The following is a 17,769-nucleotide window of genomic DNA, read 5'->3' as shown; positions in this document are numbered from 1 at the left end:
AAATGGCAGACTTGAAACGGACCCAGCCGCTGGCGCGCGATGCCATGGCCTATGTATTGGCCGGCGGCCGTGGGAGCCGCCTCAAGGAACTGACCGACCGGCGTGCCAAGCCGGCCGTCTATTTCGGCGGCAAGACGCGCATCATCGATTTCGCGCTCTCCAACGCGCTTAACTCCGGCATTCGACGCCTCGGCGTCGCCACCCAGTACAAGGCACATTCGCTGATCCGCCATCTGCAGCGCGGCTGGAACTTCCTGCGCCCTGAACGAAACGAGAGTTTCGACATCCTGCCGGCCAGCCAGCGCGTCTCAGAAACGCAGTGGTATGAAGGCACCGCCGACGCCGTCTATCAGAACATCGACATCATCGAGGCCTACGGCCCCGAATACATGGTCATCCTGGCCGGCGACCACATCTACAAGATGGACTACGAGATGATGCTTCGCCAGCACGTCGACGCCAATGCCGACGTCACCGTCGGCTGCCTCGAAGTGCCGCGCATGGAAGCCACCGGCTTCGGCGTCATGCATGTCGATGCCAAGGACAACATCATCGCCTTCGTCGAAAAACCCGCCGATCCGCCCGGCATTCCCGATAAGCCGGAATTCGCGCTGGCTTCGATGGGCATCTACGTCTTCAAGACCAAATTCCTGATGGAGCAGTTGCGCCGCGATGCGGCCGAGCCGGGCTCAAGCCGCGACTTCGGCAAGGACATCATCCCCTATATCGTCCAGCACGGTAAGGCGATCGCGCATCGCTTCGCCAAATCCTGCGTCCGCTCGACCGCCGAGAACGAAGCCTACTGGCGCGACGTCGGAACGGTCGATGCCTATTGGGAAGCCAATATCGACCTGACCGATATCACGCCCGAGCTCGATCTCTACGACCGCGACTGGCCGATCTGGACCTATGCCGAATTGAAGCCGCCGGCAAAGTTCGTGCATGACGAGGATGGCCGCCGCGGTTCGGCTGTGTCTTCGCTTGTCTCGGGCGATTGCATCGTCTCGGGGGCTTCGCTGAAAAAAAGAAAAAAAGCCTGATCTTCACCGGCGCGCGCATCAATTCCTATTCGACGCTGGAAGAAGTCGTCATGCTGCCCGACGTTCATGTCGGCCGGAACGCAAAGTTGAAGCGCGTGGTCATCGACCATGGTGTTAGGATACCGGAAGGGCTGGTGGTCGGCGAAGATCCTATTCTCGACGCCAAGCGCTTCCGCGTTTCCGAAAAGGGCATCTGCCTGGTCACGCAGGACATGATCGACAAGTTAGGGCTCTAACGCATGCAGGTTCTGTCGGTCACGCCCGAGATCTTTCCGCTGATCAAGACCGGAGGGCTTGCCGACGTGACCGGCGCGCTGCCCATCGCCTTGGCGGCCAAGGGCGTGACCGTGCGCACGCTCATCCCGGGCTTTCCGACCGTCATGGCCGCCTTCAAGAAGAAGCGGGCGGTTCTGCAATATCCCTTGCTGCAGGGCGGCAAGGCCTCCGTCCATTCAGTCCAACTCGCCGGGCTCGAACTGTTCGTGCTCGATGCGCCGCATCTGTTCGACCGTCCCGGCGGTCCCTACGGCAACGCCACCGGCGTGGACTGGCCAGACAATTGGCGGCGTTTCGCGGCCTTGAGCCAGGTCGGCGGCGACATCGCCGGTGGCGCCATCTCTGGCTACCAACCCGACATCGTCCATGCCCATGACTGGCAGTCGGCGATGACCCTGGCCTACATGCGCTACGGCAAGGCAGTTGGCATTCCCTCGATGATGACCGTCCACAATCTCGCCTTCCAGGGCCAGTTCGGCGCCGGCATTTTCGGCGAGCTCGGCTTGCCGGCGGCGGCGATGGCGCTCGACGGCGTCGAATATTATGGTGGTGTCGGCTTCCTCAAGGCTGGCCTGCAGGCCGCCTGGGCGATCACCACGGTCAGCCCGACCTACGCGCAGGAGATCCGCTCGGCGGAATTCGGCATGGGTCTCGACGGCCTCATCAACATGCGCTCCAGCGATCTCTATGGCATCGTCAACGGCATCGACACCGGCATCTGGGATCCGGAAACCGACAAGTATCTGGTGTCCCCCTACACGGCGAGCACACTGAAGGCGCGCGCGCCCAACAGGACTGCCGTGGAGGACCGCTTCAGCCTTGAGCGTGACGACAGCCCGATCGTCTGCGTCGTCAGCCGGCTGACCTGGCAGAAGGGGATGGACATACTGGCGCTGGTGATCGACGGCATCGTTGCCACTGGCGCGCGGCTGGCCATCCTCGGATCGGGCGATGCCGGTCTCGAAGGCGCGCTGCTTGCCGCTGCCGCCCGGCATCGCGGCCGTATCGGTGTGGTCGTCGGCTACGATGAGGGGCTGTCGCACATCATGCAGGGCGGCTGCGACGCCATCGTCATCCCCTCGCGCTTCGAACCGTGCGGGCTGACGCAGCTTTACGGCCTGCGCTATGGCTGCGTGCCGGTGGTCGCGCGCACCGGGGGCCTCGCCGATACGGTCATCGACGCCAATGAGGCCGCCGTCTCTGCCGGTGTCGCCACCGGCTTCCAGTTCGCGCCCAACAATGGCGGTGCCTTGCTGCACGCCATCCGCCGCCTCGTCGACGCCCATGCCAGTCCGACGGTCTGGGAATCGCTGCAGCGCCAGGGCATGAAGGCCGATGTGTCGTGGGACAAGAGCGCCGAAAAATATGTCGAACTCTATCGCTCGCTGCTTTCGAAAAGGGTTGCCTGAAGCATGATACGGACCGTCCCCACCAAGCCTTATTCCGACCAGAAGCCCGGCACGTCGGGCCTGCGCAAGAAGGTGCCTGTCTTTCAGCAGGAGCACTATGCCGAGAATTTCATCCAGTCGATCTTCGACGCGCTCGACGGTTTCAAGGGCAAGACCCTGGTGATTGGCGGTGACGGCCGGTTCTACAATCGCGAGGTCATCCAGAAGGCCATCGCCATGGCCGCCGCCAACGGCTTCGGCAAGGTGATGGTCGGGCAGGGCGGTATCCTGTCGACGCCGGCCGCCTCGCATGTCATCCGCAAGTACAAGACCTTTGGCGGCATCATCCTGTCGGCCAGCCATAATCCCGGCGGCCCGCATGAGGATTTCGGCATCAAGTACAATGCCGGCAATGGCGGCCCGGCGCCCGAAAAGCTGACCGACGCGATGTTCGAGAAAACCAAGACGATCTCAAGCTTCAAGATCGCCGATATCGATCCGATCGACATCGACACAACAGGCACGGTCAAGGCCGCCGGCATGACGGTCGAGATCATCGACCCGGTCGTCGACTATGCCGAACTGATGGAAAGCCTGTTCGATTTCGATGCCCTGCGCAAACTGTTCAAATCCGGCTTCCGCATGCGCTTCGACGCCATGCACGCGGTGACCGGCCCCTACGCCAAGGAGATCCTGGAGAACCGGCTTGGCGCGCCCAACGGCACCTGCCGCAATTTCAAGCCGCTGCCGGATTTCGGCGGCCATCACCCGGATCCGAACCTCGTCCATGCCAAGCACCTCTATGACGAGATGATGGGACCGGACGCGCCGGATTTCGGCGCTGCCTCGGATGGCGACGGCGACCGCAATCTGATCATCGGCAAGGGCATTTTCGTTACCCCGTCGGATTCAGTTGCCATGCTCGCCGCCAATGCCCGCCTGGCGCCCGGCTACAAGGCCGGTTTGAAGGGCATCGCCCGCTCGATGCCGACCAGTGGCGCTGCCGACCGCGTCGCTGAAAAACTCGGCATCGCCCTCTATGAGACGCCGACCGGCTGGAAGTTCTTCGGCAATCTGCTGGATGCCGACATGGCGACGATCTGCGGCGAGGAGAGTGCGGGCACCGGCTCCAACCATGTCCGCGAAAAGGACGGCCTATGGGCGGTGCTTTTGTGGCTCAACATCCTTGCCGCGCGCGGCGAAAGCTGCAAGCAGATCGTCACTGAGCACTGGGCGACCTACGGTCGCAACTACTATTCGCGGCACGATTATGAAGAGGTTGAGAGCGACCGCGCCAACGCATTGGTCGACGAACTGCGCGCCAAGCTCGGCGCGCTGCCGGGTACCAGCGTGCGCGGCATGAAAATCGCCAGCGCCGACGATTTTGCCTATCGCGATCCGGTCGACGGTTCGATCAGCGAGCATCAGGGCATCAGGGTGCTGTTCGAAGGTGGTTCGCGGGTCGTCTTCCGCCTCTCCGGCACCGGCACGTCGGGCGCGACCCTGCGCGTCTATATCGAGCGCTACGAGCCGGACAAATCGAGGCACGACCTCGACACCCAGGCCGCCCTTGCCGACCTGATTGCCGCAGCCGATGATATTGCCGGGATTCACAGCCATACCGGCCGCGCCGAGCCAAGCGTGATTACTTGACGTTGGCGGTGCGCGTCTTTCCTTCTCCCCTTGTGGGGTTCGAAGGACGGGGCGAGACCCGTGGCTCGCCCCAGGGCGGTGGATCGGCGCGTAGGGCCGAGACGGTTGAGGGGTGCGCGAAGGATCCCTGTCCTTGCCAAGCTGGAACACCCCTCATCCGTCGCCTTCGGCGACACCTTCTCCCACAAGGGGCGAAGGGGGAGACTGCATGACCCAGCTCGGCGCCACCGTCACCCGCGAAGGCATCCGCTTTGCCGCTTGGTCGCAGGCCGCCCGTCGGCTTTGGGTCTCGATCTTCGACGAGCAGGGCAACCGGGAAATCGAACGGCTCGAACTGCAGCCGGAAGGTGAGGGCGTCCATGCGCTGTTCGTTGCGGGCCTTGGCCAGGGCATCCGCTACGGCTTTCGCGCCGATGGCGACTACGCGCCGGAACGCGGACTGTGGTTCGATCCCGCCAAGCTCCTGACCGATCCATATGCCGTCGAGATCGACAGGTCCTATGTCTATGACTGGCGGCTGGCCCAGCGCCGGGGCGAGGGCGCCGATACCGCGCCGCTGATGCCGAAGGCGATTGCCGCTGCGCTGCCGAAGCCGGTGCAGGCTGCCCCGCCGCTATTCCAGCCGGGCGGCCTTATTTACGAAGTGCCGGTGCGCGCCTTCACCATGCTGCATCCGGACATTCCCGAAATGCGCGGAACAGTCGCCGCACTTGCTCACCCGGCGGTTATCGAGCATCTGAAAAAACTGGGGGTTGGCGCGGTCGAACTGATGCCGGTGACCGCATCGATCGACGAGCGGCATTTGCCGCCGCTCGGGCTGCGCAACGCCTGGGGCTACAATCCCGTGACTTTCATGGCCCTCGATCCGCGTTTGGCGCCAGGCGGCATCATGGAGTTGCGAAACACGGTCGCCGTGCTGCGCGAGGCCGGCATCGGCGTCATCCTCGACCTCGTCTTCAACCACACCGGCGAGAGCGACTGGCTTGGCCCGACGTTGTCGCTGCGCGGCCTGGACAACCAGGCCTACTACCGGCACTCATCAGACGGCGGGCTGGCCAACGATACCGGCACCGGCAACACGGTCGCTTGCGATCATCCTGTCGTCCAGGAGATGGTCCTCGACACGCTGCGCCATTTCGTCAGGGATGCCGGCGTCGACGGCTTCCGCTTCGACCTGGCGCCCATTCTGGGCAGGGTTGAAGGAACATTCGATGCCGAGGCGCCGATGCTGAGAGCGATGCGCGACGACCCGCTGCTGGCCGATCGCGTGTTGATCGCCGAGCCGTGGGACATCGGTTCCGACGGCTATCAGCTCGGTAATTTCCCGCCGCCCTTCCTCGAATGGAACGACAAGTATCGCGATGACGTCAGGCGCTTCTGGCGCGGCGACGCCGGCATGGTCGGTGCGCTGGCGACCCGGCTTGCCGGTTCGTCCGATGTGTTCGCAACGAACAGGCAAAACGCCAGTCGGACCGTCAATTTCATCGCCGCCCATGACGGCATGACGCTCGCCGATATCGTGCGCTACGAGCGCAAGCACAACGAAGCCAATGGCGAGCAGAACCGCGACGGTCACAATGAAAACCTGTCCTGGAACAGCGGCGTCGAAGGGGATGCGGACGATCCGGCCGTATGGGAGGCTCGCCAGAACGATCAGTGCGCGCTGCTCGCCACGCTGTTTGCCTCACGCGGCACCATCATGCTGACGGCAGGCGACGAGTTCGGCCGGACCCAGCAGGGCAACAACAACGCCTATGCGCAGGACAACGAGATCACCTGGCTCGACTGGGCCGGCCGTGACCAGGTGCTGGAGCGCTACACGGAGGAACTCTTGAGGCTGCGCCGGTCGATGCAGGCGCTCTTCGACACAAGCTTCCTAACTGGCCAGCCGCAGGCGGGCTCGGGGATGCCGGACGTCGCATGGCTGACCGAGACAGGCGCGCCGTTCGATGAACAGTGCTGGCAGGACCCGCAGCGGTACCGCCTCGTCATGATCCTGGGTGGCGTCAGCCGCCTTGCCGTCATCATCAACGGCGATCGCCGGGCCTGCATGTTCACCTTGCCTGAACGAGACGGATTCTTCTGGGCTCCAGCCATCGAAGCGCCGGATGCGGCGGACAACTCGCGACCGATATCGGGACGGGCGGTGATCTTCATGATCGAACGAGCGCAAGCCGGTACAGGGGAGAAGCGCAATGGCGGCGAGTGACAAGACCGGATGGTGGCGCGGTTGCGTCATCTACCAGATCTATCCGCGCTCCTTCCAGGACACGACCGGCAACGGCAGCGGTGATCTCGCCGGCATTGCGTCGAGGCTCGCCCATGTCGCCTCGCTTGGTGTCGACGCAGTCTGGCTGTCGCCTTTCTTCAAGTCCCCGATGGCCGATATGGGCTACGACGTGTCGGATTACTGCGATGTCGATCCGATGTTCGGCACGCTCGAGGATTTCGATGCGCTGGTCGCCGAGGCGCATCGTCTCGGCCTGAAGATCGTCATCGACCAGGTGCTGTCGCATTCGTCCGACAAGCACAACTGGTTTGTCGAAAGCCGCGCCAGCCGCGATAACCCCAAGTCTGACTGGTACATTTGGGCCGATACCAAGCCCGACGGCAGCGCGCCCAACAATTGGCTCTCCGTCTTCGGTGGCCCGGCCTGGGAATGGGATTCGACCCGCCGGCAATACTACATGCACAATTTCCTTGCCTCGCAGCCCGACCTGAATTTCCACAACCCGGAGGTCCAGGACGCGCTTCTCGACACGGTGCGGTTCTGGCTGGAGCGCGGCGTCGACGGCTTCCGGCTCGATACGGTCAATTACTATGTCCACGACCGCTGGCTGCGCAGCAATCCGCCGCTGGCGTCGAGTGTCGCCGGCACCAACGGCGAGACCAACACCTACCTCTACCAGGAGCATCTATTCGACAAGACGCAGCCGGAAAACCTGGCGTTCCTGCGCCGCTTCAGGGCGCTGCTCGATGAATATGACGACCGCGCCGCGGTTGGCGAAATCGGCGATGAAGGCCGCTCGCTGCAGACGCTCGCGGCTTACACCTCAGGCGGCGACAAGCTGCATATGTGTTACACCTTCGACCTGCTCGGTCCGCAGTTCTCGGCCGCGCATGTGCGTGGCTGCGTCGAAGCCTTCGAGGCGGCCGTCTCCGACGGCTGGGTCTGCTGGGCGTTCTCCAACCATGACGTGGTGCGCCATGTCAGCCGCTGGACAAGGCCGGGCAGCGATCCCGACGCCGTCGCAAGATTCTCGATCATGCTGTTGTCCTGCCTGCGCGGCTCGATCTGCCTCTATGAGGGCGAGGAGCTGGGCCTGGAGGAGGCGGAGCTGGCCTATGAGGATCTGCGCGATCCCGTCGGCATCCGCTTCTGGCCAGGCGTCAAGGGCAGGGATGGGTGTCGCACGCCAATGGTCTGGGAGGCCGGCGCCGACAATGCAGGCTTCTCCACGGCCAGGCCCTGGCTGCCGATACCGGCCAGCCATCGCACCCGCGCGGTCGACGTCCAGAATGCCGACACGGCCTCGGTGCTGAAGTCCTATCGGACCACGCTGGCCTTGCGCGGGGAGCATGAGGCGCTGGTATCAGGCTCGATCCGCTTTCTCGACGCCGAGGGTGACGTGCTGGCTTTCGTTCGCGAGGGCGGCGGCGAAAGACTGCTCTGTGTCTTCAATTTCGCTGGAGGACCGGCCAATTGGCCGTTGCCCGGGGACATCGGAGCGGTTGCACGGCTGGATGGCAATGCCGCGATCGTCACGACCGAGCTTTTGCTGCCAGCGCTCGGAGTCTTTTTTGGCAGGCTCGACTGATACCCGGACCGTTACTGCACCAGCACGGCACGTCCGCATGTCGCGCCGGTGACCCGGACATCGGCCTCGCCGAGATGCACGCCGAGCGTATCGAGCAGGTTGTAAAGCAATGTGTCGACTGGTGCCGTTACGGTTTTCAAAAGCGTCGTCACAGCTGGCTTCACGGTGCCGAGCAACGCCGTTATGTCAAGCCCGAGGATACCAAGCGCATTGACGGAAAGCGACAACTTGTCGACCAGTGACGTTGTCAGGGTCTGGGTAATGTCCCGTGTTGGCGTCGTCTTGATGGTTTTGGCGGCGATCTCGGTTTTGTTGAAGACCAGGTTGGTCGGGCTGACGTTGGTGATGTCGGCACCCGCCGAACCCTTCACCAGTATTAGCGGGATTTTTAACAGCAACAGATTGAGGCTGACATCCGCGATGTTGGCGTCGGAGAACGACTGCGGGTTGCTGAAATCCGCGAAGGCGGTGGGGCTGTTATCGGCATCGCTGGCGGCAAGGTTCACCGCCGCGATGCCGGGCTTCGCGGCAATGGTAACCTTCAGGCTGTCGGGGCCGGTCGGGCAACTGATGTCGGTCAGCTTTGCTTCGGCGTAGGCCACTTCGACATTCAGCGGCAGCTTGACTGACAGCAGGCTGATACCGCCGCCCAGGTTTGGATTGCCGACGCCGACCGTGACCAGCAGCTTGATGCGCGTTTGCGCGGTGCGAACCACGGTGCCGGCTTCTCCAACCGCCAGCCACGGCGAGGATTGCGGCGGTTCGCCGATGGCGATGGCGAGCGTGGTCGACAGCACGCCCGGAATGGTGGCGCCTAGGGCGACGTCGACCTGTTTTGAACCGTTTGCCAGCCCGGCGGCGGCCGTCAGCATTCCCAAGGCGCTGGCGTCGACGCCGAGGCCGGCGGGCCTTTGCCCGAGGCCCAACTTGCCGACGGAGCCGAGATCGACCAGATGACTGAGCGGGATCTGGACCGTACCGGTCGACTTGGACGCGATCGTCTGCAGGGCGACCTTGGCCGTGTTGCCAAGCCCGGGCACATTGGCCATGGCAGTGGCGATCTGGCCGACGGTCGCCTTCGATGCCAGCACATCCGAATACGACACGCCGGTCAGGTTCAGCTGTGTGGCAAGGCCGTCGACAAAGGAGAGCACGCTCACATCGGCGGAGAGCAGCGCGTTGTAGTCCATGACGCTGAGCGAGATGTTGCTGCCGAGAAGTCCGCCGAGAAGCGCGTTGAGGATACCGCCATTGAGGCTTGCGAGCCTCGATCCGACCGAGAACGTCGCCTGCGGCGTCATGCTGGCGATGGCTTGGGTGCCGATGACGGGAGTGGGGATCAGCGAACTCGCGAAATAGCGGGCCGGGATCTTCTTCAGGGTGACACGGACGGCATTGTAGGGTGTTACGCTGGCCTGGAAACGCTGGCCCACATTGGCGCCGGATGCCACATATCGCCCGGGCGTGACCGTCACGACGGTTTTGCCGGCCGCCGGCTCGATCGTCTGTCCTGAGCTTTGAACGACAACCCCTGGCATGCCGTTGTCGGTCAGTGTGGTGACAACCGCTGTGTTGACTTTGGTCATGTTCGAGGCGGCAGTGATCGCCGCCAGGTCCACCATTGCCTGGGCTTCGCGGCGCTCGGTGTAGATCGAGGCTTCGTCGATCGCCACCGCGGCCAGCGCCAGCGCCACCGGCGCGCTCAATGCCGCCATGACGGTGAAGTTCGCTTTCCTGTCACTCAGCATCAACCGGGCAAGCCGACCGATCCCATTGCACGCATGCAGCAGCATTCAAATGCCCCCGACCCTGATCGTTGACTGGCGCTTGATCGTGGTCCCGGGCATGGCTATGCCCGGGAAAAGGTTCCAGATCGGCAGGTTGCGGGCGTCGTACTGGATGGAAACCACGAACTGGCTTCCATCAGCCGTGCTGTCGTTGGCCTGGTAGGTCAACTTGCTGACATCCACGAAGGGATATCCGCCGGCATTGTTGGTGACGAAGCTGGCTACGAGGGTCTGGCGTTCGGTCTGGTTCAACCCAGCAATTGCCGTGCGGGCGGCATCCGCGGCGATCTGTTGGATCGAGTTGGCGGCGCCGAAGTATATACCATATGCAACCATTCCGAGTAGAAGAAGAATGAAAATCGGTGAAAGCAAGGCAAATTCGACCGCAGAAGTGCCGTGTTCTTCTTGAAATTTCCGCATTAATTGACGGATTTTGGGCAATTTACTTGCTCTGTTACTCATAGCCGCCACGAGATCTGAAGTTCGAACCATATAGAAGGTACTCATAATGTAACCCCAGGTTGCTTAAGAACGCATTAAGACATTCCGGCAAACTGGCATGGCTCCGATTCGCGGTGAAAAATGGCGTCGAGGTGAAGAAACCAAGTCAAGCTTCTGGTTTCGGCTGGTGTTTCAGTGGCCACGCCATAGCTTTCGTCCGCCTTACTTTGGGTGACCCAGAGAGTCTGTTGAAATAAAAATTCCCCGCGTTAGTGTCTGGGCACGAGCCGCAGGACGGGAACCAGCGGCGCGCTCAAAGGGGTCAGATATCGACTCCAGGGCGTCAACACTTACTAGGCGCGCGAACGGCAGCGCCGACAGGGAGAACTTCATGCTGAAAAACATGCTGAAGGCGACGGTGCTCGCCACGACCATGGCGCTGGCCGCCGGCACGTTCTACACGCCGGCTTTCGCCGAGACCGTCTATAACAGAGGCAGCGCCGCCGAAGCGGAGACGGTCGATCCGCACAAGACCTCGACCGTCTACGAAGCCGATATCATACGCGACCTGTTCCAGGGCCTGGTCATGCATGACCAGAAAACGAACCTCATCCCAGGCGCGGCCGAAAGCTGGACAGTGTCCGACGACGGCACTGTCTACACCTTCAAGCTGCGCAAGGATGGCCTCTGGTCGGATGGAAGCCCGGTGACGGCGGACGACTTCGTCTATTCGTTTCGCCGGCTGGAAGATCCGGCCACCGCTGCCGAATACGCCTCGATGCTGTACCCGGTGAAGGGTGCGGAGGACGTCAACACCAAGAAGGGCAAGCCGGAGGATATGGGTGTCAAAGCGATTGACGCAAATACCCTCGAAGTCACGCTGAAGGCGCCGACGCCTTACTTCCTGGAGATGCTGACCCACCAGGCCACCTATCCGGTCAACAAGGCTTCGATCGACAAGCTCGGCGCCGACTGGATCAAGGCGGGTAATCTCGTTTCGAACGGCGCCTATACGCTGGCCGAGTGGATTCCCAACGACCACATGAAGCTGGTCAAGAATCCGAAATTCTGGGACGCCGCGACCGTCAAGATGGACGTCGTCAACTATATCCCGACCGAAGACCGCTCATCGGCGATGAAGCGCTTCGAGGCCGGCGAACTCGACAGCTACGGCGACCTGCCGACCGAACAACTCGCTGATCTCAAGACCAAGTTCGGCGACCAGGTCCGCGTCGGACCTTATCTCGGCACCTATTATTATGCGATCAAGACCGACAAGGCGCCGTGGGACAATGTCGAACTGCGCAACGCCATCTCGATGGCGATCGACCGCGACTTCCTCGCTGAGAAGGTCTGGCAGAACTCGATGCTGCCTGGCTATTCGATGGTGCCTCCGGGCATCGCGGGCTACACGCCGGCAATGGCCAAATACGCCGACATGTCGCAGATCGACCGCGAGGACGCTGCCAAGAAGACCCTCGAGAAACTCGGCTATACGCCCGAGCATCCATTGAAGATGGAGATCCGCTACAACACTTCGGAAAACCACAAGAACACGGCCGTCGCCATCCAGGAACAGTTGAAGCCGCTCGGCATCGACGTCTCGCTCGTCAACACCGACACCAAGACCCACTACTCCTTCCTCGAGCAGAAGGGCGACTACGACGTGGCGCGTGCCGCCTGGATCGCCGACTACAAGGATCCGGAGACCTTCCTCGGCATCACCCGCAAGGCCAGCGGCAACAATTATTCGAGCTATGTCAGCCCGGCATATGAAGCGGCCATGGACAAGGCTGCGGCTGCCGGCGGCAAACCGGAAGAGCGCATGAAGGACCTCACTGAGGCCGAGCGCATCCTTGTCGATGACGTCGGTAACATTCCGCTTCTCTACTACAGCTTCCACGACATCGTTTCCTCGAAGCTGCATGGCTTCGACGACAATGTGATGGACATCCATCCGTCCCGCTTCATCAGCAAGGACTGATCCTTAGCCGGGCCGCCGCGCAACGAGATGCGCGGCGGTGCTGGTTTGCCATCGCATCGGCCCGGGAACCGGAATCGATTTTCGGCATGTCGGTGCGAAGATTTGAAGGCTAGAGCGCAACCGTCCAGCTGGACGCGCGTTGCTCTGGGTCAAGCGGGGCACCGATGCTGCGATACGTATTACGGCGGCTTCTGACCGCCATCCCGACGCTGTTCGTCATCGTGACCATGGCGTTTTTCCTGATGCGCGTCGCGCCGGGCGGCCCATTCAACCAGGAGCGGGGGCTGAGCCCCGAGATCAGGGCCAATCTCGAAGCCCAGTTCGGCCTCAACGATCCGCTCTGGCTGCAATTCGTCCATTATCTCGGCAATCTGCTGCGCGGCAATTTCGGCCCGAGCTACAACATGCCGGACTTCACCGTCACCGAACTCTTCGCCAAGGGCCTGCCTATATCGGTTCAGCTCGGTGCCTCGGCGCTCGTCCTGGCGCTGCTGCTCGGTTGTGTGCTCGGCACCATTGCGGCGCTTAACCAGAACAAGCTTGGCGACTATACGGTGATCGCGCTGGCGACGGCCGGCAGCACCATCCCAACCTTCGTCATCGCGCCGGTGATCCAACTCCTGTTCGGGTTGACCTGGAGGCTGCTGCCGATCGGTGGGTGGGGCGATGGCGCTTTCATCAACAAGGTCGGTCCGGTGTTGACGCTCGCTCTGCCGCAGATCGCCATCGTCGCCCGGCTGATGCGTGGCTCGATGATCGAATCCTTGCGGTCCCACCACATCCGCACGGCGCGCGCGCTCGGCCTGTCCGATTGGTCGGTGGTGGTCAAGCACGCGCTGCGCGGTGCCATCCTGCCGATCGTCTCCTTCACCGGTCCGGCGGCGGCGGCATTGCTGACCGGCTCGGTCATTGTCGAGACGATCTTCTCCATTCCAGGCGTCGGCCGCTATTTCGTCGATGCCGCGCTCAATCGTGACTACACGCTGGTGATGGGAACGGTGGTGGTGATCGCCATCTTTACCATTGTCTTCAACCTGATCGTCGACGTCATGTACGCGGTCGTCGATCCGAGGGTGCGCTATGACTGACATCGCAGCCACAGCCCCCACCGTCATTGGCCGTTCGCTCTGGGGGGATGCCTGGGCGCGGCTCAAGGCCAATCGCGCCGCCATGTTCAGCCTGTACTACCTTGCCCTGATCGGTGTCGTCAGCGTGTTCGGACCGTGGTTCGTGCCGCATCAATACACCACCATCTATGCCGACTATGTGCGTATGCCGCCAAGCCTGTCAGCCTATCCGAAGGCCGACATGATCGAGACGGCGCTTACCGAAGCGATCAAGCGCATGCGGGTCGACATCAAGGAGTGGCGGCAGGAAGGCAACCAGGTCTTCGTCACCGTCAAGTCGACCAGGCCGATCGACGATCGCAACATACGCTATCTCGACCGTTCCGATGCCTTTGACGACACCAAGATCGAGAGCAAGTCGCCCGACGGTCTCGAAGTGACGATGAGCGCCTCGATCAAGCAGCAATATTTCGTGTTCGGCACCGACAACACCGGCCGGGATCTGTTGTCGCGCACGCTGATGGCCGGGCGTATATCGCTGGCCATCGGCCTGCTCGCGGGTGTCGTGGCGGTGGTCATCGGCGTGGTCTACGGGGCCGCTGCCGGCTTTGCCGGCGGCAAGGTCGACGAGGTGATGATGCGCATCGTCGACGTGCTCTATTCCTTGCCCTTCATCTTCTTCGTCATCATGCTGGTAGTGTTTTTCGGCCGCAACTTCGTGCTGATGTTCCTGGCGGTCGGCGCCGTGCTGTGGCTCGACATGGCGCGCATCGTGCGCGGCCAGGCGCTGTCGATCCGCCGGCAGGAATATGTCCAGGCGGCGGAAGCCATGGGTGTCGGCCAGCGCGGTATCCTGCTGCGCCACGTCATCCCCAACCTGCTCGGCCCGGTGGTGATCTACATGACGCTGCTGGTGCCTCAGGTCATCATCCTGGAAAGCTTCCTGTCGTTTCTCGGCCTCGGCGTGCAGGAGCCGATGACCAGCTGGGGCGTGCTGATCTCGGTCGGCGCCAAGAACATCGGCACCGCCAACTGGCTGCTCCTGTTTCCCGCCTTCTTCCTCGTCTCGACGCTGTTCGCGCTGAACTTCGTCGGCGACGGCCTGCGCGACGCACTGGACCCGAGAGATCGATAAGATGGGGATCGCTAAGATGGCTGCTTCCGAAACGATCCTCAGCGTCAAGGATCTGCGTGTCCGCTTCCGCACGCTCGACGGCGCAGTCGAGGCGGTGAAGGGCATCAGCATCCACGTCAATGCGGGCGAGACCGTTGCCGTGGTTGGCGAATCCGGGTCCGGCAAAAGCCAGACGATGATGGCGGCGATGAGCCTGCTGGCATCGAATGGCGAAGCGACAGGCAGCGTCGATTATCGCGGCCGCAATCTTCTGACGCTCAGCAAATCCGAGCTCAACCAGGTTCGTGGCCGCAAGATCAGCATGATCTTTCAGGAGCCGATGACTTCGCTCGATCCGCTCTATTCGATCGGCAATCAGTTGATCGAGCCGATCCGCCGGCACCGGGGCCTGAATGCCGCCGAGGCGCGGGAAGAGGCGCTCAAGCTGCTGCGGCTGGTGCATATTCCCGATCCCGAGCGGCGGATGAAATCCTATCCGCATGAAATGTCCGGTGGCCAGCGCCAGCGTGTGATGATCGCGATGGCGCTCGCCAACGACCCTGACATATTGATCGCCGACGAGCCGACGACGGCGCTCGACGTGACCATCCAGGCGCAGATCCTGATGCTTCTGGCCGAATTGCAGCGCAAGCTCGGCATGGCGATCGTCTTCATCACCCACGATCTTGGCATCGTCCGCCGCTTTGCCGACCGGGTCTATGTCATGCGCCAGGGCGAGGTTGTCGAGGAGGGGGAGGCGGAGGCCATCTTCGTCCATCCCCAGCATGCCTACACGAAAATGCTGCTGGCGGCCGAGCCGGCCGGCAGCAAGGCGCCGCCGCCCGCCAATGCTCCGGTGCTGCTCGAAGGTAGAAATGTCGAAGTGACGTTCAGGATTGGCGGCGGGTTTCTTGCTGGTGAACCGCTGATGCTGCGTGCCGTCGATCACATCTCGATCCGGCTGCAGCGAAACCAGACCATCGGCATCGTTGGTGAATCCGGCTCGGGCAAGTCGACGCTCGGCCGCGCCTTGCTGCGGCTGTTGCCGAGCGACGGGCTTATCCGTTTCGGCGATCGCGACATTTCCCAAGCCGACAGGCAGGCGATGCGGCCGCTGCGGCGCCAGATGCAGCTCGTCTTCCAGGACCCGTTCGGCTCGCTGTCGCCGCGTATGACCGTCGGCCAAGTCATCACCGAAGGACTTCTGGTGCATGAGCCTGATCTTTCGGGCAAGCAGCGTGATCAACGCGCGGTCGACGCCTTGCGCGAGGTCGGCCTCGACCCCAACGCACGCAATCGCTACCCGCACGAATTCTCCGGCGGCCAGCGGCAGCGCATCGCCATTGCTCGCGCCATGATCCTGAAGCCCAGGCTGGTGGTATTGGATGAGCCGACCTCGGCGCTCGATCGCTCTGTGCAGAAACAGATCGTCGAACTGCTGCGCAAGCTGCAGGCGGACCACGAATTGTCCTATCTCTTCATCAGCCACGATCTGTCGGTCGTGCGCGCCATGGCCGACTACATCATCGTCATGAAACAGGGCAAGATCGTCGAGGAAGGGCCGACTGAGGCTATCTTCAGCGATCCGCGGCACGCCTACACACAGACGCTGATGGCCGCGGCGATCGACGTGACGCGATTTCGCCTGAGCGCCTGAACCGGGCTCCGCACCGAGGCATTGGCTGTCCGCTCAATTCGCGGACCTGGGGCACTTGCGTCCTCGCACAGCGGCAATGGCATCCTGTTGCTGCTTAAGCCGGTCGATCCTGGCTGTTTCACGGTTGGCTACCGCCGTCTTCACGCGTGAGCCGCCGAGCAGCCAGCGTGGAACATTGGTGTTGGCCACCTTGCCGCGCGTGATTGCCGTTTGCGAGATGTCACGGGCGAGGTCTCCCATCGCCCTGTTGAGGTCGGTGCACGTCATCGAATCGTATTTCGCTGCATCGACGGTTCTGCCGAGCGATGAACAGCCAGCGAAGAGAACCAGCGTCATCACAAGAATCAAGGGCGGGGCTGTGGTTGAATTCAAATTCATGTTGCACTCGGCCCGCCGTTTTCGCTGACTCCATCAGGTCCATCGACCCTAAAGCCGACGGACCTTTTCGTCAAAATATGCGGCCCGCCATGAAACCTGCCACCGGCCAGCCTTTGCGTCCGGCGCAGGAACATTCTCTGCCACTCGAATTGCTATCTGGCGCGTGTTGGGTTCAATCACTGGTGAACGCAGAGAGCCCGTCCCGACGACGTCGGGCGGGCCCTTCCTACGCTGCTTCGGCCACGAACGTCGACGGTGGGCAACCGCCGAGCACTGTCTGAGCGATGTCGGCGTCATTTTCATCGACATGCGCCATCACCAGAACCACCCCCTCGGCAACGTCTTGATCATCCGCCTTCATGGCGGCCATGGCGAATGTTCCAAACAGACCGCCGGCAACGCTGCCACAGACCGCGCCCGCCACCGCTGTTGGCAGCACGCTCGCAGCAACAGGATTGGTGCCATAGGCCGCAACGGCGCTCAGGCAGGCCAACACGCCGGCGGCAGCGCCAAGTAACGATCCCAAAGCGGAAACCCTAAGAGATCCCGCCTCGTTATTGTAAGGCCCGATGATGGCGATCTGTACGCGAGGAATTCCGGCCGCCACCAAGTCGCTGGCGACCCGCGCCGCATCGGCGGGGGAATCAAAAAGTCTGCTAATCGTCGGCATGGTCGCTTAACGCTTCTGGCTGTTCAGCGTCGTGTCGGTGAGGAATGACGCGGCAATCAGGTCGTCAATCTCGATTCGGCCCTCGTCGCCCTCCATGATGGCCGCGACCTCTGGAAGGTCTTCATCTCGTCTTCGGTAATCTGGGCTTCCTGCATCCTGGCTTTGATCTCTGTCAAGCGCATGCCCAGGGCATGGGATTTCTTGGTCTCACGGTTCGACATGCTGCTGCTCTTTAGTTTTTCATTGATCATTTTTCGCCCACCACCCGAATTTGGGGCAAGGGCAAGCGTTTCCAACCTGGACTTCGGTCGGGCAGGGGCTGGACTTAAGTCTGGTTGCGGGCATGATTGGGATGCGTGCCACAGGCCTCTCGTGGCCCCACTCCCATCAAGACCCGACTCCCATCAAGAATCGGGCCGGATCCCTGCGTCGGTACCCGTCGTTCGATCACCACGGGATGGTGCCGATGGGTTAGGACGAAACCTGTCACGACAGT

At 62.3% G+C, this 17,769-nt stretch carries 12 protein-coding genes and 1 pseudogene; 9 read left to right on the top strand and 4 right to left on the bottom strand.

Features of this window, described 5'->3' with window-relative positions:
- Positions 1-2: 2 nt before the first annotated feature.
- The 5 genes and pseudogenes from glgC (at position 3) to EOB49_RS02920 (ending at position 8,175) form a co-directional block, all read left to right on the top strand.
- Positions 3-1,276 (top strand): annotated as a pseudogene (gene glgC / locus EOB49_RS02940) (glucose-1-phosphate adenylyltransferase).
- A gap of 3 nt (positions 1,277-1,279) precedes the next feature.
- Complete coding sequence (gene glgA / locus EOB49_RS02935; RefSeq protein ID WP_127380091.1) at positions 1,280-2,725, top strand: glycogen synthase GlgA; 1,446 nt, start codon at positions 1,280-1,282, stop codon at positions 2,723-2,725.
- A gap of 3 nt (positions 2,726-2,728) precedes the next feature.
- Positions 2,729-4,357 (top strand): alpha-D-glucose phosphate-specific phosphoglucomutase, encoded by a 1,629-nt coding sequence (locus EOB49_RS02930; protein WP_127380090.1) that lies wholly within the window; start codon positions 2,729-2,731, stop codon positions 4,355-4,357.
- A 208-nt stretch (positions 4,358-4,565) separates the two neighbouring features.
- Positions 4,566-6,566: a glycogen debranching protein GlgX gene (gene glgX, locus EOB49_RS02925; protein WP_127380089.1), complete on the top strand. Its 2,001-nt coding sequence runs from the start codon at positions 4,566-4,568 to the stop codon at positions 6,564-6,566.
- The gene (locus EOB49_RS02920; protein ID WP_127380088.1) at positions 6,553-8,175 is read left to right on the top strand and encodes an alpha-glucosidase family protein; all 1,623 of its coding nucleotides are present in this window, start codon (positions 6,553-6,555) and stop codon (positions 8,173-8,175) included. The genes glgX and EOB49_RS02920 overlap by 14 nt, the downstream gene beginning before the upstream one ends.
- 11 nt (positions 8,176-8,186) lie before the next feature.
- Here EOB49_RS02920 and EOB49_RS02915 read toward each other — a convergent pair whose 3' ends face one another.
- Together EOB49_RS02915 and EOB49_RS02910 are read right to left on the bottom strand one after the other, a co-directional pair.
- A complete protein-coding gene (locus tag EOB49_RS02915; RefSeq protein ID WP_027035852.1) occupies positions 8,187-9,968 on the bottom strand; it encodes a TadG family pilus assembly protein in 1,782 nt (593 codons plus the stop codon).
- The gene (locus EOB49_RS02910) at positions 9,969-10,382 is read right to left on the bottom strand and encodes a TadE/TadG family type IV pilus assembly protein (RefSeq protein WP_185928987.1); all 414 of its coding nucleotides are present in this window, start codon (positions 10,380-10,382) and stop codon (positions 9,969-9,971) included. It abuts the gene before it with no gap.
- A 412-nt stretch (positions 10,383-10,794) separates the two neighbouring features.
- On the opposite strand from EOB49_RS02910, the gene EOB49_RS02905 reads away from it, so the two are divergent.
- From EOB49_RS02905 to EOB49_RS02890, 4 genes are all read left to right on the top strand, one after another.
- Positions 10,795-12,387 carry a peptide ABC transporter substrate-binding protein gene (locus EOB49_RS02905; RefSeq protein WP_127380087.1) on the top strand — a complete coding sequence of 531 codons (1,593 nt, stop codon included), beginning with the start codon at positions 10,795-10,797 and terminating at the stop codon, positions 12,385-12,387.
- A gap of 164 nt (positions 12,388-12,551) precedes the next feature.
- The gene (locus EOB49_RS02900) at positions 12,552-13,475 is read left to right on the top strand and encodes an ABC transporter permease subunit (RefSeq protein WP_127322904.1); all 924 of its coding nucleotides are present in this window, start codon (positions 12,552-12,554) and stop codon (positions 13,473-13,475) included.
- Entirely contained in the window at positions 13,468-14,589 is a 1,122-nt protein-coding gene (locus EOB49_RS02895; protein ID WP_127380086.1) for an ABC transporter permease subunit, read from the top strand. Before EOB49_RS02900 ends, EOB49_RS02895 begins: the two co-directional genes overlap by 8 nt.
- 16 nt (positions 14,590-14,605) lie before the next feature.
- Positions 14,606-16,225 (top strand): ABC transporter ATP-binding protein, encoded by a 1,620-nt coding sequence (locus EOB49_RS02890; RefSeq protein WP_127380085.1) that lies wholly within the window; start codon positions 14,606-14,608, stop codon positions 16,223-16,225.
- Between the two features lie 33 nt (positions 16,226-16,258).
- Here EOB49_RS02890 and EOB49_RS02885 read toward each other — a convergent pair whose 3' ends face one another.
- Both EOB49_RS02885 and EOB49_RS37285 read right to left on the bottom strand, forming a co-directional pair.
- Positions 16,259-16,603, bottom strand: a complete 345-nt coding sequence (locus EOB49_RS02885) for a hypothetical protein (RefSeq protein WP_127380084.1) — start codon at positions 16,601-16,603, stop codon at positions 16,259-16,261.
- 226 nt (positions 16,604-16,829) lie between these two features.
- Entirely contained in the window at positions 16,830-17,273 is a 444-nt protein-coding gene (locus tag EOB49_RS37285) for a hypothetical protein (protein WP_245472421.1), read from the bottom strand.
- Positions 17,274-17,769: the final 496 nt, after the last annotated feature.

Source organism: Mesorhizobium sp. M7A.F.Ca.MR.148.00.0.0, from assembly GCF_003997735.1.
In the GTDB taxonomy this organism is placed as follows: Bacteria; Pseudomonadota; Alphaproteobacteria; order Rhizobiales; family Rhizobiaceae; genus Mesorhizobium.
The sequence above is the reverse complement of the archived record's forward strand: the minus strand, read 5'-3'. Positions and strand labels throughout refer to the sequence as shown.

What these genes read in the sequence shown, in the direction of transcription:
- glgA (WP_127380091.1), top strand. Translation starts at nt 1,280, where the DNA reads ATGCAGGTTCTGTCGGTCACGCCCGAGATCTTTCCGCTGATCAAGACC.
- EOB49_RS02930 (WP_127380090.1), top strand. Translation starts at nt 2,729, where the DNA reads ATGATACGGACCGTCCCCACCAAGCCTTATTCCGACCAGAAGCCCGGC.
- glgX (WP_127380089.1), top strand. Translation starts at nt 4,566, where the DNA reads ATGACCCAGCTCGGCGCCACCGTCACCCGCGAAGGCATCCGCTTTGCC.
- EOB49_RS02920 (WP_127380088.1), top strand. Translation starts at nt 6,553, where the DNA reads ATGGCGGCGAGTGACAAGACCGGATGGTGGCGCGGTTGCGTCATCTAC.
- EOB49_RS02915 (WP_027035852.1), bottom strand. Translation starts at nt 9,968, where the DNA reads ATGCTGCTGCATGCGTGCAATGGGATCGGTCGGCTTGCCCGGTTGATG.
- EOB49_RS02910 (WP_185928987.1), bottom strand. Translation starts at nt 10,382, where the DNA reads ATGCGGAAATTTCAAGAAGAACACGGCACTTCTGCGGTCGAATTTGCC.
- EOB49_RS02905 (WP_127380087.1), top strand. Translation starts at nt 10,795, where the DNA reads ATGCTGAAAAACATGCTGAAGGCGACGGTGCTCGCCACGACCATGGCG.
- EOB49_RS02900 (WP_127322904.1), top strand. Translation starts at nt 12,552, where the DNA reads ATGCTGCGATACGTATTACGGCGGCTTCTGACCGCCATCCCGACGCTG.
- EOB49_RS02895 (WP_127380086.1), top strand. Translation starts at nt 13,468, where the DNA reads ATGACTGACATCGCAGCCACAGCCCCCACCGTCATTGGCCGTTCGCTC.
- EOB49_RS02890 (WP_127380085.1), top strand. Translation starts at nt 14,606, where the DNA reads ATGGCTGCTTCCGAAACGATCCTCAGCGTCAAGGATCTGCGTGTCCGC.
- EOB49_RS02885 (WP_127380084.1), bottom strand. Translation starts at nt 16,603, where the DNA reads ATGAATTTGAATTCAACCACAGCCCCGCCCTTGATTCTTGTGATGACG.
- EOB49_RS37285 (WP_245472421.1), bottom strand. Translation starts at nt 17,273, where the DNA reads ATGCCGACGATTAGCAGACTTTTTGATTCCCCCGCCGATGCGGCGCGG.